This is a genomic window from Streptomyces sp. NPDC007991, from assembly GCF_042958445.1.
Classification (GTDB): Bacteria; Actinomycetota; Actinomycetes; order Streptomycetales; family Streptomycetaceae; genus Streptomyces.
This window is the reverse complement of the sequence record NZ_JBIBJD010000006.1, coordinates 307,594-328,320: the sequence shown is the minus strand read 5'-3', so window position 1 is coordinate 328,320 and position 20,727 is coordinate 307,594. Positions and strand designations below refer to the sequence as shown.

At 70.5% G+C, this 20,727-nt stretch carries 18 protein-coding genes; 7 read left to right on the top strand and 11 right to left on the bottom strand.

Annotated elements, in window-relative coordinates; all coding sequences use genetic code 11:
- Nucleotides 1–171: 171 nt before the first annotated feature.
- The gene (locus tag ACFZDA_RS19090) at nt 172–1,263 is read left to right on the top strand and encodes a helix-turn-helix domain-containing protein (RefSeq protein WP_391082460.1); all 1,092 of its coding nucleotides are present in this window, start codon (nt 172–174) and stop codon (nt 1,261–1,263) included.
- Entirely contained in the window at nt 1,161–1,592 is a 432-nt protein-coding gene (locus tag ACFZDA_RS19085) for a transposase (protein WP_391082456.1), read from the top strand. Before ACFZDA_RS19090 ends, ACFZDA_RS19085 begins: the two co-directional genes overlap by 103 nt.
- Nucleotides 1,593–1,595: 3 nt before the next feature.
- Here ACFZDA_RS19085 and ACFZDA_RS19080 read toward each other — a convergent pair whose 3' ends face one another.
- A complete protein-coding gene (locus ACFZDA_RS19080) occupies nt 1,596–2,114 on the bottom strand; it encodes a hypothetical protein (RefSeq protein ID WP_391082454.1) in 519 nt (172 codons plus the stop codon).
- 1,183 nt (nt 2,115–3,297) lie between these two features.
- On the opposite strand from ACFZDA_RS19080, the gene ACFZDA_RS19075 reads away from it, so the two are divergent.
- Nucleotides 3,298–3,585 (top strand): hypothetical protein, encoded by a 288-nt coding sequence (locus tag ACFZDA_RS19075; RefSeq protein ID WP_391082451.1) that lies wholly within the window; start codon nt 3,298–3,300, stop codon nt 3,583–3,585.
- A 185-nt stretch (nt 3,586–3,770) separates the two neighbouring features.
- Here ACFZDA_RS19075 and ACFZDA_RS19070 read toward each other — a convergent pair whose 3' ends face one another.
- The 3 genes from ACFZDA_RS19070 to ACFZDA_RS19060 form a co-directional block, all read right to left on the bottom strand.
- Nucleotides 3,771–4,067: a hypothetical protein gene (locus ACFZDA_RS19070; RefSeq protein WP_391082448.1), complete on the bottom strand. Its 297-nt coding sequence runs from the start codon at nt 4,065–4,067 to the stop codon at nt 3,771–3,773.
- Between the two features lie 125 nt (nt 4,068–4,192).
- A complete protein-coding gene (locus ACFZDA_RS19065; RefSeq protein ID WP_391082445.1) occupies nt 4,193–5,359 on the bottom strand; it encodes a M20/M25/M40 family metallo-hydrolase in 1,167 nt (388 codons plus the stop codon).
- A gap of 39 nt (nt 5,360–5,398) precedes the next feature.
- Complete coding sequence (locus tag ACFZDA_RS19060) at nt 5,399–6,973, bottom strand: AbgT family transporter (protein WP_391082442.1); 1,575 nt, start codon at nt 6,971–6,973, stop codon at nt 5,399–5,401.
- A 111-nt stretch (nt 6,974–7,084) separates the two neighbouring features.
- Here ACFZDA_RS19060 and ACFZDA_RS19055 point away from each other — a divergent pair, with 111 nt between their 5' ends.
- Genes ACFZDA_RS19055 through ACFZDA_RS19045 form a run of 3 tightly spaced genes read left to right on the top strand, consistent with a single transcriptional unit; the run spans nt 7,085 to nt 10,194 of the window.
- Complete coding sequence (locus ACFZDA_RS19055; protein WP_391082439.1) at nt 7,085–8,131, top strand: Lrp/AsnC ligand binding domain-containing protein; 1,047 nt, start codon at nt 7,085–7,087, stop codon at nt 8,129–8,131.
- Nucleotides 8,118–9,512, top strand: coding sequence for a M20/M25/M40 family metallo-hydrolase (locus tag ACFZDA_RS19050; RefSeq protein WP_391082436.1), 1,395 nt, complete (start codon nt 8,118–8,120; stop codon nt 9,510–9,512). Before ACFZDA_RS19055 ends, ACFZDA_RS19050 begins: the two co-directional genes overlap by 14 nt.
- A 52-nt stretch (nt 9,513–9,564) precedes the next feature.
- Entirely contained in the window at nt 9,565–10,194 is a 630-nt protein-coding gene (locus ACFZDA_RS19045) for a chorismate mutase (RefSeq protein WP_391082433.1), read from the top strand.
- Nucleotides 10,195–10,376: 182 nt separating this feature from the next.
- Here ACFZDA_RS19045 and ACFZDA_RS19040 read toward each other — a convergent pair whose 3' ends face one another.
- The 5 genes from ACFZDA_RS19040 to ACFZDA_RS19020 all read right to left on the bottom strand — a co-directional run bounded on the left by ACFZDA_RS19040 (nt 10,377) and on the right by ACFZDA_RS19020 (nt 17,557).
- Nucleotides 10,377–10,847 (bottom strand): SRPBCC domain-containing protein, encoded by a 471-nt coding sequence (locus ACFZDA_RS19040; RefSeq protein WP_391082431.1) that lies wholly within the window; start codon nt 10,845–10,847, stop codon nt 10,377–10,379.
- 9 nt (nt 10,848–10,856) lie between these two features.
- On the bottom strand, nt 10,857–11,300 hold the full coding sequence (locus ACFZDA_RS19035; RefSeq protein WP_391082428.1) for a DUF779 domain-containing protein: 444 nt from the start codon (nt 11,298–11,300) through the stop codon (nt 10,857–10,859).
- Nucleotides 11,301–11,583: 283 nt separating this feature from the next.
- Entirely contained in the window at nt 11,584–13,626 is a 2,043-nt protein-coding gene (locus tag ACFZDA_RS19030; RefSeq protein WP_391082425.1) for a CocE/NonD family hydrolase, read from the bottom strand.
- 45 nt (nt 13,627–13,671) lie between these two features.
- Nucleotides 13,672–14,967, bottom strand: coding sequence for an ATP-grasp domain-containing protein (locus ACFZDA_RS19025; protein ID WP_391082423.1), 1,296 nt, complete (start codon nt 14,965–14,967; stop codon nt 13,672–13,674).
- Between the two features lie 187 nt (nt 14,968–15,154).
- Nucleotides 15,155–17,557 carry a SpoIIE family protein phosphatase gene (locus ACFZDA_RS19020; protein ID WP_391082421.1) on the bottom strand — a complete coding sequence of 801 codons (2,403 nt, stop codon included), beginning with the start codon at nt 17,555–17,557 and terminating at the stop codon, nt 15,155–15,157.
- 333 nt (nt 17,558–17,890) lie between these two features.
- Between ACFZDA_RS19020 and ACFZDA_RS19015 the strand changes: the two genes are divergently transcribed.
- A complete protein-coding gene (locus ACFZDA_RS19015) occupies nt 17,891–18,547 on the top strand; it encodes a DUF5701 family protein (RefSeq protein ID WP_391082418.1) in 657 nt (218 codons plus the stop codon).
- Nucleotides 18,548–18,567: 20 nt separating this feature from the next.
- On the opposite strand, the gene ACFZDA_RS19010 is transcribed toward ACFZDA_RS19015, so the two are convergent.
- Both ACFZDA_RS19010 and ACFZDA_RS19005 read right to left on the bottom strand, forming a co-directional pair.
- Nucleotides 18,568–18,915, bottom strand: a complete 348-nt coding sequence (locus ACFZDA_RS19010) for a hypothetical protein (protein WP_391082415.1) — start codon at nt 18,913–18,915, stop codon at nt 18,568–18,570.
- A 211-nt stretch (nt 18,916–19,126) separates the two neighbouring features.
- On the bottom strand, nt 19,127–20,623 hold the full coding sequence (locus ACFZDA_RS19005; RefSeq protein WP_391082412.1) for an MFS transporter: 1,497 nt from the start codon (nt 20,621–20,623) through the stop codon (nt 19,127–19,129).
- Nucleotides 20,624–20,727: the final 104 nt, after the last annotated feature.

The following is a 20,727-nucleotide window of genomic DNA, read 5'->3' as shown; positions in this document are numbered from 1 at the left end:
TGAACTACAAGCACGCGGCTGAGTGCGTGTTTCTGATCCCCGATGCTTCTTGATCTTGACTTCGTTGCTGCCAGGAGGTGCGTGGCGGCACATGTGACCGAAGTGCTGCTGGACTGCGTACGCCCCCCATGCCACGGTCGAAGTCACGGGAACTGGCTACGGGGGCTGGGAATGCTGGTGACGGGTTTCAGCACTGAGGTCGTGGCGGCGCCGGAGCGGTTCACGCTGTTCGAAGAAATCACAGCAGAGTCGCACATACGCACTCGGCTGCGCAGTAACGACAAGGACGACTTCAGAGCCAAGATGCAGGTCCTGGACTTGGGGGAGTTACAGGTGTCTGCGCTGTCCTTCCCGCATATGGAGATCACGCGGACAGCGAAGATGATCCGGCAGTCCGACCCCGAGGTGTACATGATCAATTACATGGTCGGTGGAGGGGGAGCTTTTGCCCAGGCCGGGAGGGCCACGACGTTCAATGCGGGCGACCTCATGGTGCTGGACAGCGGTCATCCGTTCGATGCCCACCGCCAAGCCCTTCAGGACGGCTGTTCGCAACTGATTGTGCAGCTTCCTCACAAGTTGCTGCCGTTGCCGGAGAAGACGGTGCAGGGCTTGCTCGCCGTCCCGATCAGTGGGCGCCATGGCATGGGCGGGGTGCTCGCCCGCTGGCTAACCGACCTCAACGCACGCGCTGGCGAGTTCACTCCAGCCGACATCCCCACCCTCACCTCGGTCACCCTGGATCTTCTGGCGTCCGTCATCGCACGCTGCGTGGAGGCTGAGGAGGCACTGACCCCGGAGGCCTGCCGGAACGCCTTGCGGGCCCAGGTCAACGCATTCGTCGAGCAGCACCTCGCCGACCCGGCCATGACTCCCCAGGCGATCGCGGAGGCCCACCATGTCTCCCTGCGCTATCTCCAGCAACTGCTCGCCGAAAACGACACGTCGCCGGCAGCCTGGATACGCCACCGTCGTTTGGAACGTTGCCGTCTCGACCTGGCCAACCCCCACCTTCACGCCCGCCCCATTCGGGCCATCGCCGTCCGCTGGGGCTTCACCGACCCCGCGCACTTCAGCCGCCTCTTCCGCGCCGCCTACGGGATACCCCCACGGGACTACAGGAACCTGTCGTCCGAGGCATGCATGAATCGTCAACGCCCTTGCGCGGACAGCACCAGCGGCGCAAGGCCGCTTTCAAGGACTTGTGCACCCGATGCTCCCTGCGCCAGCGGTGCACCAAGGCGAAGGCCGGACGCATCCTGACCATCCGCCCGCACCACGACCTACAGGCCCGCCGCCCGCCGCAAAAGCCACCACCGGATCCGACTGCCAGGCCGACTACCGCCGTTGGAGACCACCAGTCGAACGCGCCGTTGCCTGTCTCGTCCAGCATGGCAACCGCAACCTCCACTACCGCGGCACCATCGCCAACGATGCCTGGTCACACCCGCGTTGCGGCCCTCAATCTCCGCCGACTGATCAACCTCGGACTCAGCCGTATCGGCGGCACTTGGACGATCGCCCCAGCCACCGCATGGGCCGAGGGACCGTCCGACCTACGTCCGGACAGCCCCTCAGTAAGATCTTTATGAGCCTTAGGCGTTGTTGTTGATCCACGGTGCGTCGCTGATGTTGCTAGGAGTGCAGGCGGTGTTCAAGAGGTCGCGACGGCAGGTTTGGAAGCGAACCCTGCTACCTTGGTCCTTGTAGTAATTGGTGCTAGAGGACTCGTAGTAGTCTTTGTTGCACGCACCCCAATTGGGGGCCCCCAGGTTGTTACTGCACTCACCGTACCGATATGGCATCCACGAGGAGCCATTCCAAAGCCAGTTTTCCCAGTAGATGAAGGTCTGGTCTCCCTCCGCAAGGGAATCTTGGATGCTCCACTTGTCGCCGTACCTGGTGAAGCAGCCTTTGGCGACCTTGTCGTACGAGACTGATTTAGGGTTCCAGACGAAGACTTCCGAGCACTTCTCGCCGTCCGAATCATACGTGAGCGTGGAGATCGTATCTTCGAATGGTTTTTCGAAGTCTACGGCAAAGGACTGACCTTGTCTCGCTATGAGAATGGTGAAAACGAATGCGAATACTGCGACTGCTGAACGGATGCGCATCTGTCTCCTTCGAAATTGCGCGGATGAATGCAGGAGCGTCCGGTCACCGGGGGTCAGAGTCTGCGCCCGTGGAGCGGTGGCTGCCAGGGAGACCCATGTTCGGAACAGAGCTGGCGCTGTAGCTCCGCACTTTGACTTCGCTTCGCCATCCAGGATGCCGATAGCAGCCACGCGCGGCCTTGTCAGTCCGCGCAGGGATGTTGGCGATTCGCGCACGCCTCGAACGGCGGGTCTCTGTAGTCCTGTGGATGGGTCCCGTACGGCGCTGGCCGGACTCCCGCGCGCTCACCTAGCTCCGCGACTGACCCAGATACGGGTCAGACGGGACGATGAGTTGTCGTCATAGCAGGACTGGGTGACGGAACCGACCTTCTCGGTCTCCTCGGACATGGCTCTCACCACCCCAAGTGCGGACCTGGCACGGCACTTCACCGTGACGGGACAGGGCCCGCGTCCGTCACCGAGAGTCAGACCAAGAATCCTAAGATGGTGAATGACAGTAAATGATCAGTTCGTGACCGGAGTTGGACTCACAATGCGTTTGCTCAGCAGTCACTGTGACCGATCCGCGAACGCTTCCTTCCGGCGACGCCAAGCCCTCACCACACCCCGCCGGGAGCAGTACACGGCGTCCGAGTGGCGACCGACGCCGGCCACCCAGCGGGCCCCGTACTCCGGGCACTCCGCCTCGCCGGCCTCGCCCCGGACAGCCGCCAGGCGCTTGCGCAGCCGCCGTTCCATCCGCCACTGCCTGGACCGACACACCGACGAACAGAACACCGCCCCAGGCCGGGCGTCCGGCCTCAGCCGATCACCACAAGCCCGGCAGTTCCTTCCCGCGGCCCGACCAGCTCCCTCGGACACCACGCCAGAGTAGGACTCAAGGCTACTGAGAACCGGGAATCAGAAGCAGAAAGACAGGCGAGTCATTCCGTTCCTGGCGGGCATCGAGTTGTGCGATCTTCTCTTCAGCAGCGGCCAGGCTGCTTCTCCCAGGTTGTCGCGGATCTCGATGAGGCGGGGGCTCTCGGTCGGGGAGTCGATCAGAACGGGGCAGCGGACGCCCGCATGCTCGTCCGCAGCCTCCGAGAGTGAGTTTGCGGCGCTCGAAGTGGCCGAGGAACTGCTCCCACCCGTCTGGTGTCACTGCCCGGTATTCCTCGGTCGGTCGAAGTGCACGGCGGTGGCTGATGAACGCCTGGTGCGCTTCGATCGCGTCCTTGGGGTAGATCGCGGCGTAGCCCATCGTCGTGTTGATGTTGCGGTGACCTGCAATTACTTGCGCAATGTGAAGCGACAACTCGTTGAGGATGGCATCGGTGATGAAGATTCGCCGAAAGTCATGGGCCTCGAACGTGAGGGGGTGTCTGCTGCGTCAGTGAGCCCGGATGCTGCAAGTGTCTCGTTGAGCCCCTCGCGGATCGTGTGGTCGGAGATCCTGCGGTCCTCGCCGCTCATGTTCCACTGGTAGAGCAGTGGCATTGGTGGGTTCCAAGTTCGCTCGTGAGAGTCGTAGTTGGCGATGACCGGGACGGTGCCGTCAGCTCCGCGGACCCGTGAGATGACGGTGCTGAGGACGTCGGCGAGTTCGGGAGCGACCAGTCGCAGCCGTTCTTGATCGGTCTTCGACGGGGCGATCTGCAGGAGCGGGATGACTTATCCGGTGGTGGGTAGTTTGTAGCTGACGATGCTGTGGTGGCCGAGTTCCCGGCGTTCTTCGAACCGGGTTCCGGTGTGTCGCAAGATCTCGATCGTCGCCCAGGCCCAGAAGGCCCGCTTCTCTTCGCTGCCCAGTCCGCGACGTCGGCGCTGTTCATCTCGGACAGAAACGGGTGTGCCATCGAGCCGTGTCGACTTGCGGGGGACGGTGAAGCTCTCGCCAAGCACTGTGAACGTGGAGCCCAGCGAGGCCGCGTTCAGAGCTTCGAGCCGTGCCGTCGGTACGGCTCCCACGGATCACCTGTTTCGAACAGCCTACCTATCTCGGGCAGCACGAACGTCGACAGATCCCTCCCGGGATTGCTGGGTTCAGGCATGCCCGGAAGTTAGCAGACAACCCATCTGAACTGCGAAAAAACTTAAGTTAGTTCAGTCAACGAGCTGGCCATGAGCAGCCCCGCCAACAGGGCCGTGCGCGGTGGGATGTGGTCCAGCAGGACGTGCTCGTGCCGTGCGTGGGCGCCGTCGCCCACCGCGCCCAGGCCGTCGAGAACGGGGCGGCCGAGCCCGGAGACGAAGTTGCCGTCGCTCGCCCCGCCGACGGCCGTCTCCCGCAGGGGCCACCCCAGCTCCTGCGCTGCCGCGTGGGCCTGCGCGAACAGGAGCCGGGAAGCGGGCGTCGGCACCATCGGGGGACGGTTCCAGCCGCCGGTGACCGAGACCCGCACCCGGGGATCGGAGGGCGCGAGGGAGGCCAGCGCGGCGTCGACGCGGGCCGCTTCGGCGGGGTCCGGGACCCGTACGTCGATGCCGCAGCTCGCCCGGCCGGCGATGACGTTGCGGCCCGTGCCGCCGCCGATCACCCCGACGTTGACCGTCGTGCCCCGCTCCCGGGAGCCCAGGCCGGCGACACGGGTGACCAGTTCGGCGAGGGCGTGCACGGCGCTGGCGCCCCGGTACGGATCGAGGCCCGCGTGTGCCTCCACGCCCTCCACCGTCACCTCGAAGAGGCCGACGCCCTTGCGGGAGGTCTTCAGCGCCCCCTCCGGCCCGGCCGACGCCTCGCACACGAGCGTGGCCGTCGCGTCCTCGCTCAGCCGCTCGATGTGCGGGCGGGAAGCGGGGCTGCCGATCTCCTCGTCGCCGTTCAGGAACAGCCGCACCGACGGGCGCGGCAGGTCCCGTTCCCGCAGCAGGCGCAGTGCCCACACCGCCTGCACCAGGCCGCACTTCATGTCGAACACGCCCGGCCCGGTGGCCCGCCCGTCCCCGTCCGTCCGGAAGGGCCACTCGGCGAGGGTGCCGGCCGGCCACACCGTGTCGTAGTGGCACAGGACCAGCACCACCGCCGGTGAGGTGCCCCGGTACAGCAGCTCCAGCATGTCGCCGTGCGGGCCGCCGTCGTAGCGCCGTGACTCGTCCGGAGGGCCGAGCCGGTCGTGGGTCCAGGACTCGACGGCGGCGAGGCCGGCGGTCAGCAACTCCTTGTCCGCGCTCGGCGTCTCCAGTCCGACCAGCCTCCGCAGGTCGCCGGTGATCTCCGGCAGGGCGGCGCGGGCCAGTGACTCGACGTGGGTCAGGGACATGGGCGGTTCTCCTCGTACGTGCGCACAGCGGCCGGGCGGTCAGCGGACGGGAACCCCGGGGCCCAGGGGGATGCCCAGCGCCCACCAGGCGTAGAAGAGCAGCGTCCAGGCCGCCAGCATGACCAGGCACAGCGGCAGGGTCAGCGACAGCAGCGTGCCGATGCCGGCCGAGCGCCGGTAGCGCTGGACGACGCCCAGGGTCATCACGAAGTAGGCGCTCATCGGGGTCGCCGCGTTGGTGCACGAGTCGGCGATGCGGTACACCGCCTGGGTCACCTCGGGCGGGATGTCGAGCAGCATGAACATCGGCACGAACACCGGGGAGACCAGGGCCCATTGGGCGGAGCCGCTGGTGACGAGCAGGTTGATGACCGTGCAGACCAGCAGGACGCCGAGGAACGCCACCGGGCCCGTGATGCCCGCCGACTTCAGCAGGCCGGCCCCTCGGATCGCGAGGACCTCGCCGACGCCGGTCCACTTGAAGTACGCCAGGAACTGGGAGATGGCGAAGAACAGCACCAGGATCGGCGCCATCTCGCGCAGGCCCTGCGCCATCTGGTCGGGGATGTCCCGGCCGGTCCGCACGGTCCCGACCGTGCGCCCGTACACGGCGCCCACGATCAGGAACATCACCGCCAGGACGACCGCGATGCCGGTGAGCACCGGCGACTGGACGATGCTGCCGCCCTCGCCCCGCAGCGGCGATCCGGCCGGGGCCATCGCCACCACGACCAGCGCGGCGTACGCCAGCAGCGCGAGCCCCGCGTTGCGCAGGCCCGTGCGTTCCTCCGGGCGCAGCGTCAGCCCGCCGGCTCCCTGACCTGTGGCCTCGGGGGCGTCCTCCGGCTCCGCTTCCTCCGGCATCGCCGCCACCCGCCGGGCGATGACCTTCTCCGTGACGACGGTGACCACGGCGGCCAGGACGACCGAGGAGGCCACCGAGAAGAAGTAGTTGGACAGCGGGTTGACCACGTACGAAGGGTCGACCGTGTGCGCGGCGGCCGTCGTGAGCCCGGCCAGGACCGCGTCCGTCGGGGTGACCAGCGGGCTCGCGTCGTACCCGGCGGACACCGACACGAACGCCACCACGGCACCCAGCATCGGACTGCGCCCCACCGCGCGGAACGCCATCGCGCCCAGCGGCACCAGCACCACGTAGGCGGCGTCGGACGCGACGTGCGCGACCATGGCGGTGAAGGCCAGCGTGAACGTCAGCCACCGGGCCGGGACCCGGGCGACGGCCGCCCGCAGCATCGCGGGCAGCAGCCCCGACCGGTCGGCGACGGCCACGCCCAGCATGACCACGAGGATCGTGCCGAGCGGCGGGAACGTGGCGTAGTTGGTCACCGCGTCGGAGATCATCATCCGCAGCCCCTCGCCCGAGACGAGACTGCGCACCCCCACCGTCTTGCCGGTGGCGGGGTTGAGCGCGGAGGCGCCGGTGGCCGACAGCAGCCAGCTGACCAGCGCCAGGACGACGCTGAGCACACCGAACAGCCAGAACGGGTGGGGGAGTTTGTTGCCGAGGCGCTCGATGCGCCCGAGGACGGCGAGCACCCGGGAGAGCTGCTTCGAGGGGACGTCGGGCGGCGGGGGCGAAGTGGCGGTGGTCACACCCCTATTGACGACCGCTTGATGAAATCATGCAAGTAAAAAGGTTGTTGTGGTCGTATCGGTCGTGTGAAGTTGCTGGTTGACGGATTCTTGCAAAGGAGAAGGGGTCGTATGGAGAACGCCCTGGACGACGACGACCTCGACCTGGTCGCCGCGCTCCAGCGCGCACCACGCGCCCCGCTCAGCCTGCTCGCCCAGGCGCTGGGCGTGTCGGCGAGCACCGTGGGACGGCGGCTGGCCCGGCTGGAGTCCAACCGGCTGCTGCGGGTGATCGGCCAGGTCGACCTGTCGGTGTCCGGCGAGGGCACCCCCTGGCACGTGTGGGTCGCCGCCGCTCCGGGACAGGCCGTCGAGGTCGCCCGGCGGCTCGTCGCACTGCCCGAGGCGGCCCATGTCGCGGTCACCGCCGGGCAGGCGGAGGTCTACTGCGTCGTCCAGCCCGCGCGCCGCACCGACGCCCGCGACCTGCTCACCCGGCGCATCGCCACGCTCCCCGGCATCCGGTCCGCCCGCACCGAACTCGTCCTGCGCGCGGACACCAAGTCCGACGCCTGGCGGCTGCCGCGCCTGACGCGGGACCAGCACCGCCTGCTCGCCACGTACACGGCGGAGGAACGCGAGAGGGACCCGGGCGGCACGGACCGGCCCGCCCGCCCCACCGGCGACGAACTGCGCACCCTGCGGCTGCTCGCCGCCGACGGCCGGATGACCGCCGCGCAGGTCTCCCGTGAGCTGGGCATCGGGCAGTCCACCGCCTACCGCGTCACCCAGTCGCTGCTGCAGCGCGGCCTGGTCCGCCCCCGCGTGGAGATCGAGCCCGCACTGCTGGGCTACGCCCTGGAGGCGGTGGTCGCGCTGACCGTGTCGCCGGGCGGGGTGCGCGAGGCCGCCCGGACGCTCGCCCGGCATCCCTCCGCCCGGTACGTGTCGACCAACGCGGGCACCTTCTCCGTCGTCCACCAGGGCGTCTTCCGGGACGAGGAGGGGCTCGCGGAGTTCCTCACCGGGGACCTGGCGGAGCTGCCCGGGGTGATCTCCTTCGACGTCTCCGTGGTGCTCCAAGCGCTGCGCAGGCACTGGCTCGACCGGGAGGACGGCCGCCTGGCCGCCGTACCCGGCCCGACGGACACCGGGAGTGCACGGCATGACGACTCGTGAGACCGCCATCGGCCTGGCGGAGGCCTACTACGACTCCGGCGGCTTCCTGGCCGACCTGCGGCGCCGGGTCGCCTTCCCGACTTCGAGCCCGCCGCCCGACGGGACGGGCCCGCTGCGCGCCTACCTGGCCGACGAACTCGCCCCCGCCGTACGCCGACTGGGCGCCACCGTACGGATCGTCGACAACCCCGTGCCGGACGCGGGCCCGTTCCTGCTCGCCCACCGGCACGAGGCCGACGGCCTGCCCACCGTCCTGGTCTACGGCCACGGCGATGTCGTCCCCGGCCAGGACGGCCGCTGGCGTACCGGCCTGTCCCCCTGGGAACTCGTCGTCGAGGGCGACCGCCTCTACGGGCGCGGCACCGCCGACAACAAGGGCCAGCACACCGTCAACCTGGCCGCGCTCGAACAGGTCCTTGCCGCTCGCGGAGGCCGGCTGGGCTTCAACCTGAAGGTGCTCGTGGAGACGGGGGAGGAGTCGGGCTCACCGGGCCTGCACGAAGTCTGCCGCCGGCTGGCGGACGACCTGGCCGCCGACCTGCTCGTCGCCTCCGACGGCCCCCGCCTCGCGGCCGGCCGCCCCACCCTGTTCCTCGGCTCCAGGGGCGCGGCCAACTTCCGTCTGCGCGTGGCCCTGCGTGAGGGCGCCCACCATTCGGGCAACTGGGGCGGCGCCCTGCGCAACCCCGCCACGATGCTCGCCGGCGCCCTCGCCGCCCTGGTCGACTCCCGGGGCCGCATCCTGGTCGAGGGGCTGCGGCCGCCGGCGCTGCCCGGGCCCGTCGCGGACGCCCTGGCGGACCTCACCGTGGGCGGCGGGGACGACGACCCGGAGGTGGACACCGACTGGGGCGAGCCGGGGCTCAGCCCGGCCGAACGCGTCTTCGGCTGGAACACCCTGGAGGTGCTCACCCTGGCGGCCGGGGATCCCGCCAAGCCCGTCGGCGCCATTCCCGGCACCGCCCACGCCGACGTCCAGCTCCGCTTCGTCGTCGGCACGCCCTGGCGCGACCTCGAACGCATCGTCCGCGAGCATCTCGACGCCCATGGCCTGTCCATGGTCGACGTCGAGGTGCTCCAGGCCGTCCCCGCGACCCGCCTCAGCCCGGACGACCCGTGGGTCCGCCGGGCCGTGGACTCCCTGCGGCGCACCACCGGCAAGGAACCGGCCGTCCTGCCGAACCTCGGCGGCACGCTCCCCAACGACGCCTTCGCGGACATCCTCGGCCTGCCCACCGTGTGGGTCCCGCACTCCCACCCCTCCTGCTCCCAACACGCCCCCGACGAACACCTGTTGGGGTCGGTGGCCCGCGAAGGACTGCGCATCATGGCCGGCCTGTTCTGGGACCTCGGCGCACCCACGCCCGACGCCGGTCGGTAGGTTGCGGACAGCGCCACGGCCCGGCGCTCCGCCCCCACGGAAGGACACCCCTGTGCGCCCTCGACGTCCCCGGTCCGCCCTCACCCTCCTCAGCACCCTGACGACCGCGGCGACCCTGGCCCTCGCCACGGCCGGCCCGGCCACCGCCGCCGAGCGGCCCGCGCCCGTACGTCACGCCGCCGCGCACGACGTGGCGCCCGGCCTGTCGCCGGTGACCGAACTGCTCGCCCAGCGGCTGCTGCTGGCCGACAAGGTCGCCGCCGCCAAGTACGGCACGGACACGCCGATCGACGACCCGGAGCGCGAGGCGCGGATCCTGGACGACGTCCGCGCCCGGGCGGCCGGCCTCGGCCTCGACCCGGATGCCGTGGCCGCCGTGTTCCGGGACCAGATCGAGGCGAACAAGCTGGTGCAGCGCGGCCTGTACGCCCGCTGGGACGCGCACCCCGCCGAGCGCCCCACCGAGCGGCCCGACCTGGCCAAGGAGGTCCGCCCGGCCCTCGACCGCATCACCACACAGCTGCTGGCCGCGCTCGACGCCACGGAACGGGCCCGCGCCCTGCCGTCGTGCGGCCCGCGCCTGGCCACGGCCGCCGTCCGGTCCGCGTACACCCACCGGCTCGACGCACTGCACCTGAAGGCGCTCGGGCGGGCACTGCCGTCGGTGTGCGCGGCGCCCTAGGGCCTGTCGTTTGGATCAGGTCGCAGGGAACCGACAGTGCTGATCAGCGCCGGTGAGCGGGGTCTGGTGCGTGCAGCTGCAAGGCGGAGGAGGGCGTCGACGCGGAGCGTCGGCAACCGACGACAACGCCGCAGCTGCGCGTGCCAGACCCCGCGTCTGCGGCGTGATCCAAACGACAGGCCCTAGACGTCCCGGCCGGCTTCGACGAACCGGGCCAGGTTCGCCAGGGCCATGCGCGTGCCCGTCTCGTTGTCGGCGGCGGGCACGGCGTCGGGGATCCCCTCGTGGACCATGACGACGTCGGTACCACCGCCCTCGGCGTCGGAGAGTGTCGTCGTCAGGGTCATCGTGCCGCCCAGCTCGGGGTCGACGGCCTCGAACTCGAGCACCTCGACCACCTGCTCGTCCGGCACGAGTGGTGCGAAGCGGCCATGGTAGGTGTCGGTGTGCGCGGCCGACTTCCCGATGGCGTCCGGCGCCTCGTAGGTGAGCGAGACACGGAACCGGCCGCCCTCACGGGCGTCGAACTCGTGCACCTCACCACTCATCCCCGCCGGCACCCGCCAGCGCGCGACCGCCTCCGCGCTCACCAGGGCCCGGTAGACGTCCGCACGGGGCGCATCGACATGCCCGGAGACTCGCGTCGCGTACATGGGTCCACCCTAGGCGACCTGGTCCGCCCCCGTCGGCAGGGGCGGCTCCGACTCGATGCGGCGCAGTTCCTCGTCGGTGAGCAGGCGGGAGCGGAGCAGGAAACGGACGCCCTCCGGGGCCTCCAGGGAGAAGCCGCTGCCCCGTCCCGGGACCACGTCCACGGTGAGGTGGGTGTGCGACCAGTACGCGTACTGGTCCGCGCTCATCCAGAATGGGGTGTCCCCGGCCACGTGCCCCAGCAGGACGTCCCCGGCACCGACCCGGAACTCCCCGCGCGGGTAGCACATCGGGGCGCTGCCGTCGCAGCAGCCGCCGGACTGGTGGAACATCACCGGCCCGTGCGTCCCGGTCAGGCGCCGCAGCAAGTCTTCGGCGGCGGAGGTCAGTTCGACACGTCCCGTGCGCCCGGTCGTCGGCCGCGCACCGGGGTCGGGGGCGGGTGAGTCGGTCATGGCATACCTCCCTGCGGTACGGGTGCCCCGCCATGGTCGCCCGGAAGTGTCCGTCCAGGAAACCCGGCGACCCGGTGACCGTCAGCCCGGACGCCGCCTGTGCCGGCGGATCCAGGCCAGCCCGTTGACGTGATGAGCCGCGGTGTGATCGGCGCGAGTTCCGCCCGGTGCGCGTTGACGTACGGGAAGCGTCGTCGCTGACGCGCGGGTCGGGCAGCGGGGCCCGCTGGTCGGCGTACAACCGTTTCCTCCGGTGCCTCCTCGCCACCCCGCCCCGACCCCGCTACAGCAGGTCGCGCGGGACCTTCTCGTTCCAGGTGCGGGAGAACACCCGGCGGTCGGCCTCGAACGCGTCGAGGGTCGCGTCCACGAAGAAGTCCGTGTCGTCACACCTCAGCTGGGTGTGCGTCACCACTTGGACGTCCCAGTCGTCCCGCTGGAACCGCATGGTCCACGTGGACTCGCCGCTGACCGACGTGAAGTCGTCGGCGACCGCCGTGTACCGCTCGTGGGCGCGGCGCCCGGCCTCCAGGCCGATGTGCTCGAAGCGGACCGTGCCCCGGTCCTTCACGATGTCCAGCTCGGAGTGGTAGCCGATCAGGTCCCGCTTGACCTCCCAGCGCTCCTCGGGGGGTGTGACCTGGCTCGTCGCGAGCGGGGGAGTGCCCTCGGGTTCGCCGAAGGGGGACGCCGGCACCGCGTCCGGTTCCTCCGCCGGCCGTACCGGCAGCGTGAGCGTGCTGGAGTGCTCGTGGACGCTCAGCAGGGCGGGGTTCGGCGGCGGCCAGGCCAGCGGCCAGTAGGACGTGGAGAGGGAGAGCCGGATGCGGTGGCCGGGCGGGAACGCCTGGGCCACTCCGTTCAGCGGGACGGTGGCGCGGTAGCGGCGGCCCGGCTCCAGCGGCTCGGGGGACTCCGTGCTGTCACGGCGGGTGAGGTTGAGGATGCCGTACGAGACACGGGTCGCGGAGCCGTCCGGGCTCACGTCGGACAGCCGCGCGGCGACCAGGGCGACCGGTTCGCTGACCGACAGGTCGAGTTCCACGGTCGGCGAACCGAGGATCTCCACCTGCTCGGTCAGCGGCGCGGTGTCGAAGACCAGGGAACCGCCGTCCTCCTCGCGCTGGTCGTACGGCAGGTCCGGAGGCGCGTTGTAGGAGGCCCACTTGCCCGCGAACTGGCCCACCGACAACGGCGACTGCACGGTCAGCGCGTCGCCGCCGGGCGTGTCCCCCTCGTCCGTCGCCTCCCGCGCGGGCCCGATCGTGTGCCGGGTGAGCGGATGAACGGCCTGCCGGATGTGCGGGGAGGGCCATTCCGGCTCGCCGACCCAGCGTCCCGGCCGCTCCTCGTACGCGGTGGAGGGCGGCACGCTGTCCTGCATCCACGCTTGCAGCATGGGGCCGTCCATGACGCCGTTGTCGACGCCCTTCAGCCAGTGGTCCCACCACCGGACGAGCTCCTGGAGGTAGCCGATCGCGGGGCCGGGCTCCCCGAGGTGGGGGAACTTGTGCGACCAGGGGCCGATCAGCCCCTTGCGAGGTACGTCCAGGTGGCCGAGCAGCCGGGTCACGGCGTTGGAGTAGCCGTCCGCCCAGCCGCTGGAGGCCAGGACCGGGCAGCGCACGCTGCCGTAGTCCTCGCACACCGAGGCGTGCCGCCAGTAGTCGTCCCGGCGCTGGTGGCGCAGCCACTGAAGGACCCAGGGCTCGGTGTGCTCCAGCCGTTCGTGCCACATCTCGCGCCAGCGGTCGCCGACCACGGCCGGGTCGGGCGGGCAGGTGCCGTAGGCGAACATCGTGCCCGCCTCGGCCAGGTTGTCCGACAGCAGGGCGCCGCCCATGTAGTGCATGTCGTCGGCGTGCCGGTCGTCGGTGAAGGAGGCGATGGCGATGGCCTTCAGGCCCGGCGGCTGCCGGGCCGCCACCTGGAGCGCCGCGAACGCGCCCCAGGAGATGCCCATCATGCCCGTGCCGCCGTCGCACCAGGGCTGCTCCGTCAGCCAGGCCAGGACCTCCTCGGCGTCCGCCTGCTCCCGCTCCAGGTACTCGTCCCGCAGCACGCCCTCCGAGTCGCCGGTGCCGCGCAGGTCGACGCGGACACAGGCGTAGCCGTGCCCCGCGAGGTACGGGTGGTGGATCGAGTCGCGTACGGCCGTCAGGTCGCGCTTGCGGTACGGGATGTACTCCAGCACCGCGGGCACCGGCTCGTGGTCCGAGGAGGTGGGGCGCCAGATGTGCGCGGAGAGCCGGACCCCGTCGGACATCGGTATCGTGACGTGCTCTTCTTCCTTCGTCGCGTAGGGCAGGTTGGTCACGTAACGCATGGAACCCACGTGCTCCTTACTGTCGGGGTTCACTCCGGACGGGCTTCACTCCTGCGGGGGTTCGTCGAAGACGAGACCCAGGGCCGCCACGCAGTGGTCGAACTTCTCCCGCAGCTCCTCCTCGTCCGCCCCGCCGGTGAAGATGTGCGCCACCTCGTAGCTGTAGCTGTCCTGTCCGGGGAGCTCCGAGAGCCGGGTGCCCTCCTCGGGCACCACCTCGATGCGCACGCCAGGCGTCTCCCGCTCGATGCGGGCGATCTCCTCGGGCCCGGGCACCCGGCGCACCACGCCGTCCGTGAACCAGCGGTGGTACCACTTCGCCGCCATCGCGTACGGGCCCTGACGGTGCGGCATGCGCGGGTCCTCGCCGAGCGCGAGGCGGACCATGCAGTGGTGGTTGGGGACGCCGTCGACGTACTGGAACAGCTCCGCGTGCGACTGGGAGTGCCGGGGGTTGATCTCCAGCAGACTGATCGACTCGGTCCGCGGGTCGTAGAAGTACTCGATGCTGAAGGTGGCCGACTCCATTCCGATCTGACGCATCACCCGCTTCGAGACGTCGTGGAGCTCCGCGACGGCCGCCGGCGGCAGTGTCGAGGGGTACTGGTGGCGAAGGAAGCAGGGGGAGTCCGGGTACTGGATGGAGTCAAGGACTCCGTAGACCGTCACCTCGCCCTGGTGGACGTAGCCCTCCACAGCGACCTGGACGCCGGACATCGACTCCTCGGCCAGACAGACCCGGCCGCCGACGCCGTCCATCTCCGGCGGCAGGTCGATGCGTTCGAGGATGTGCTCGAAGGGGCGGCCGATGCGGGAGATGCCCTCGCGGATCTCGGTGACGGCCTTGCGGAACTCCTCCTCGTCGTCGACTCCGAAGGCGAGTTCGGACGAGTAGGAGAGAGCGGGCTTGACCCACATCGGAAAGGTCACGTTCCCGGGCGGGCGAGGCGGCTCTGCCGACAGGTCGACCCGGTCGAAGGCCGGGTGCCGGTCGGTCGCCTTCTGCTGCTCAAGACGGCTCCAGTACTTGTGCTCGCACTTGACCACCGACTCCAGGCTGGTGCTGCGCGTTCCGTAGCGTTCGCTCAGCATGGGCACGAGGGTGCTGACCGGGAAGTCCCAGTAGCCGACGATCGCGTCGACGCTGCCGTCGAAGGCGTCCAGCACCGCTGTGGCCTTGTCGAACAGCGTGGGCAGGTGCACCTCGCCGACCTGGAGTTCCTCCACGGTCAGCAACTGGTGAAAGCGCAGCCGGTCGGCTCCGGGAACCTCCCGCAGCGCCGGCAGATTGGCCTCGTCGAGCCCGATCACGAAGATGTTCTTCACCGTCTCGTCAGACACGGATCTCCTTCCGACAGCCGGCGCTCCGGCCGGGCATCCAAGATCGACTGAGTACCCCTCGCGGGTGCGGCCATGCCGGACGTCGCGGTGCGCGCAGGCGACCACCCGGCAAGCAGCAGCGGCCCGGCCAACTCGATCAGTTGACCGCCGAGGACTTCGACCGGACGTTCAAGACGAACGTCACATGTCAGGGCCCTGCGGGCAGGGGCTGTTCCGCCCAGATGGTCTTGCCCGTGGGGGTCTGGCGGCTGCCCCAGCGTTCGGAGAGCTGGGCGACCAGCAGCAGTCCCCGCCCGCCCTCGTCGAACACCCGGGCCCGGCGCAGGTGGGGTGCGGTGCTGCTGCCGTCGGACACCTCGCAGATGAGGGCCGAGTCGCGGATCAGCCGGAGTTCGATGGGCGAACCGCCGTACCGCAGGGCGTTGGTGACCAGCTCGCTGACGATCAGTTCCGTGGTGAACTCCGCCTCCGCCAGCCCCCAGTCGGCCAGTTGCTCGCCCGCCATCCTGCGGGCCCGGGCCACGGCCGTCGGCTCGGGCGGCAGCTGCCAGGTCCGCACCTTCCCGGCGCCGAGCGCGGCGGTCCGGGCCAGCATCAGCACGATGTCGTCGGCGGGACGGCCGGTCAGCACCGCGCGCAGCACCTGCTCACAGGTCTCCTCCAGCTCCTCGGCAGGGTGGCCCAGTGCCTCCCGGAGCAGGGTGCGCCCGACGTCCATGTCGTGGTCGGCGGCCTTGACCAACCCGTCGGTGTAGAGGGCGAGCAGGCTGTTCTCCGCCAGCTCCACCTCGACGGCTTCGAACGGCAGGCCGCCGAGGCCGAGCGGCGGCCCGGCCGGCGGATCCAGGAACCGCACGGCGCCGTCGGGCGTGACCAGGGCGGGCGGCGGATGCCCGGCCCGGGCCATCGTGCAGCGGCGGGAGACAGGGTCGTACACGGCGTACAGGCAGGTGGCACCGACCTGCGCCGACGCCTGCGTCTCCCGGCCGCGTGTCTCCGGGCCCTCTTCCCGGTCGATCCGGACGACGAGGTCGTCCAGCTGGGTGAGCAGCTCGTCGGGGGCGAGATCGACGTCCGCGAGCGTCCGTACGGCGGTCCGCAGCCGCCCCATCGTGGCGGAGGCGTGGATGCCGTGCCCCACCACGTCGCCCACGACCAGGGCGACCCGGCTGCCGGACAGGGGGATCACGTCGAACCAGTCGCCCCCGACGTCCGCTCCGGAACCGGCCGGCAGATAGCGGTAGGCGACCTGCAGCGCCGCCAGGTCCGGTGGCCGGTCGGGCAGGAGGCTGCGCTGGAGCGCCAGCGCCGTCCGGCGTTCCCGGGTGTAGCGGCGGGCGTTGTCCACGCTCACCGCCGCCCTGGCGGCGATCTCCTCCGCGAGCAGCAGATCGTCCTCGCTGAACGACTCCGGCGTCTGGTGCCGCAGGAAGTGCACCAGCCCCAGGGTCACTCCGCGGGCGCGCAGGGGCACCATCATCACCGAGTGGATCATGTGCCTGCCCACCGACTCCTCACGGGCCGGGGAGGATGTGATCCACTCCCGCAGGCCCGGATCCCCCGGCCGGTTCCGGGAGCCACGGCCGGCGGCCAGCGTCCGCACCGGGAGCGAGTCCACCGGGTAGAACGCGGCGTCACCCGAGGCGACCACCGACTCCGGGCAGCCCTCCAGCACCGACCGCTGGGCGGTGCGACGCACCACGACCGGCGCGTTCCGGGGCACCGGTTCCGGCTCGTCGCCCAGGGCGACGGACTCCAGCAGGTCCACGGTGACGAAGTCCGCGAACCCGTTCACGGCCACCTCGGCCAGTTCCTCCGCAGTCCGGGTCACGTCCAGGGTGCTCCCGATCCGCAGGCTCGCCTCGTTCAGCACCACCAGCCGGCGGCGGGCCCAGTCCTGCTCCGTGGTGTCGAACACGGTCGCGGACATGCCCCGCACCGCACCCGTCTCGTCCGTCAGCGGCGACATGAACATCGACCAGGCGTGGCGCCGGGTCTCGCCCGGGGCCGTGCCGTGCTCCTCGTGGAAGATCGTCTCGCCGGTGCGCAGGACCTCGCGCTGCAGCCGGTCGTACTCGTCGAAGGGCGGGCCGGGCTCGATCTCCCGGAGGGTCAGGCCCTTCATCTCCTCCTCGGAGCGGCCCATCACCTGGGTCATGATCTCGTTGGCGGCCACGAGCCGGGCGTCACGGTCGTAGACCGCGACCGGCACGGGGAGCTGTGCGAGCGTGAGGTCCCACAGGGTCGGGGCTGCGTGCCCGGCCCGCCTCGGCGTGGGCGCCAGTGCGGTGCCGGTGACGAGCCAGAGGCGCCTGCGGTCCGCGTCCAGCAGCGGCGTGCCGTGCAGCCGGACCACGACCCGGTCGCCGTGCCGGTGCCGCAGCGCCACCTCACCGGCCCAGTGCTCGCCGGCGGCCACACGGCGTCGCGTGGAATCGGGCAGGTCGGCGGCGAGCAGCCGGGTCACGGCCCGGCCCACGACCTCCTCGGGTTCGTATCCGAGCAGCCGTCGGGCGCCGTCGCTCCACACCGTGATCAGCCCACGGGCGTCGACGACGACCGCCAAGTCCTCCGGTACGCGTCCCTGCACGGTGCCTCCGGATGTGACGCCCCTGCCGCTTCCCCGGTCATCATCTCAGGAAGGGCCGCCGGGGACCCCTTGTGATCACCGTCGCGCCGCAGACGCGGGCGATGTCCCTGGCCGCCGGCGGCCTGGTCTTCGGGACCTGTGCCGCCAGAGGAAGGCCAGGCCGGAACAGCCGGAAGTGTTGCCTTGCGAGTGGCAGACACACGGTGTGTCCGGCGACGGGCGGATGGGACCCGACGACGGACGGGAGAGAAGGGAAGAGGGAAGGGAGGGAACGCCTCCGCGAACCGGCGCGTTGCACAGGAGTTCGCCCGCGTCGCCGACCATGGGAGCATCGTGCCCGACACCACGCCCGACCCGTCCACCGTCCTCCCCGCACTCCCGCCCCTGAGCGCGCAGGCCGAGCGGCTGATCGAGCTGGGGGTGCACGAGACCGCGGGGCTGTCCGCCGACGACATCCGCACGTGCGCCGCCAGGACCGACAGCGAGGGCGCCCTGCTGGCCGTGCACCCGGACAGAGCCCCCGCCTCCGTCCTCGCGCCGCTGCTGCGCCGCGACGGCAAACCGGGCTTCGTCGTCGTCGACATGCCCGACGTCGACGCCTTCACGCCCAGCGCCGTCGAACTGCCCGACGCCCCGCTCTACGTCGTCACCGGCCTCGACCGCGGTGACCATATGGCCAACTGGAGCCCGGAGGAGGCACTGCCCGCCCTCACCAAGGAGGACCGCACCCCGCTGCTGCTCACCGAGGGCATCCACTGGGTGCTCCAGCAGCCGGACGCCCTGGAGCGCAACCGCTGCTTCATGACCATCGGCTCCCGGCTGCGCAAGCCCGACGGCGGCCTGGACGCCCGCACCCCGGCGATCTGGATCAGCAACGGCACCGGCCGCGACGGCCGCGAGCGCCGCGACGCCCCGAAGGTCGGCTGGTGCTGGTGGAACAACCGGCACACCTGGCTGGGCTTCGCCTCCACGACGGGCCGCAGGCCGTAGTCGGTTGTCCGCAGGCCCCGTCACTGCAGGCGGTCGTCCAGCGCGAGTGCGGCGCCGTACTCGGCGGCGGCCTCGGCGTGCTCGCCGAGGTGGGCGAGTGCGTGGGCCGGCTGGAGGTGGACCCTGCCCGCCTGCTTGTGCCGGCCGCGGGCGTCGAACTGCCCGCGTAGGGAGCGCAGCGCGTCGGCCGCCTCCCGCCAGTGCCCCCGGTCGAGGTGGACGAACGACACCGAGTAGACGGCGGACAGGACGGTGCACTCCCGTACGTTGGACGGGATCCGGTCGCGGTCCCGGGGGTACGTGAGCGTTTCCCTGATGCCCCGGTGGGGCTCGACGGCCGCCTGCGCGCCACCGGCCGCGCGCAGCACCCCGATCACCCCGCAGGTCGCCGACCGCGTCCAGCAGCCAGCCGAGACAGGTGTGCGACCAGGCCTGCCTCGGCCAGTTCCCCGATCGTCAGCCGACGGTTGTGCCGTAACTCCCGCAGCAGCCGCCCGAACGGCGCGGAGTGCCCCCCTGCTGTGCCCACCGCGCGATGATGCGCGCGCCCGCCAGGGCGAAGCCCCGGAAGCACCTTGGTCAGAACCTGGGGCGAGGGGCCCGCTCCTCGACGATCCGGGCGGCCTCGGCCTCCGTCTCCACCGACGGCGGCGAGCCGGCCAGCGGCTTGTTGGCCGTCTCCTTCATGCACAGCACGGCGACGACGCCGATGACCGCGGCCCCCGTGGAGTAGTAGGCCGGCATGAGGGTCGAGTCGAAGGCACTGATCAGGGCGGTGATCACCAGGGGAGTCGTACCGCCGAAGAGTGACGTGGCCAGGTTGTAGGCGACCGAGAGGGAGCCGTACCGGACGTGGGTGGGGAAGATCGCCGGGAGCGCCGCCGACATCGTGCCGAGCATCGTCACCAGCGAGAGCCCCAACAGCAGCAGTCCCAGGGCGATCAGGACGACACTGCCCTGCCGGATGAGCAGGAAGGACGGCACGGACAGGCAGAGGAACCCGAGCATCCCCGCCATCAGCAGCGGCCTGCGCCCGAAGCGGTCCGACAGCCGCCCGACCTGGTTGATGACGCACATCTGGAGCACCATCACGATCAGCAGGATCAGCAGCCCGTGGTTGGTCCCGTACCCCAGCTCGTCGGACAGGTACGTCGGCATGTACGACAGCAGCATGTAGTCGTTGATGTTGTACGCCGCGACCAGCGCGAGGCACAGCAGCAGCGGCCGCCAGTACCGGGTGAAGATCTTGCCGAGGTCGGCGGCGGCCGAGGTCTCCACGAAATCGGCGGCCTCGCTCGCCTTGACCTGGCCGCCCTCCAGCTTCTGGAAGGCCGGCGTCTCGTCCAGCTTCAGTCGCAGGTAGAGGCCGATGAAGCCGAGCGGGGCCGCGACCAGGAAGGGAACGCGCCAGCCCCACGCCAGCATCTGGTCGGCGCTGAGGAGCAGCTGCAGGACGACGACGAGGCCGGAGGCCCCGACGTATCCGGCCAGCGTGCCCACCTCCAGGAAGCTGCCGAAGAAGCCGCGCCGCTTGTCGGGCGCGTACTCCGCGATGAACGTCGAGGCGCCCCCGTACTCCCCGCCGGTCGAGAAGCCCTGCACCAGCCGGAAGAAGATCAGCAGGGCCGGGGCCCACAGGCCGATGACGGCGTGCGAGGGGATCAGGCCGATGGCGAAGGTCCCCACCGCCATCATGATCATGGTGAGGGAGAGGATGCGCTTGCGGCCGACCTTGTCGCCGAGCGGCCCGAACACCATGCCGCCGAGCGGCCGCACGAGGAAAGCCACCGCGAACGTCGCGAAGGAGCTGAGCAGCTGCGCGGTGTCGTTCCCGGAGGGGAAGAACACCTTCCCGATGGTCGAGGCCAGATAGCTGTAGATGCCGAAGTCGTACCACTCCATCGCGTTGCCGAGGGCGGCGGCCTTCGTGGCGCGCTTGACCGCCGCCTCGTCGGTCACGGTGATGTCGCTGCGGCGCAGCTTCGGGTGGCGTCGTTTCTCGATCGCCCGGAACAGCACCCGGTGTCGTCTCACGGCTGCGGGATCCACCGACTCGTCGTTGCCGGGCGCCGCCATCACGTCGTTCCTTTCGCCGGTCGTCTGTGCCAACCACAACGCCTGCACAGATCTCGCGCGCTCAAACGAACCCCTTCGCGCGGCGCCCGGATGACTACAGAGGG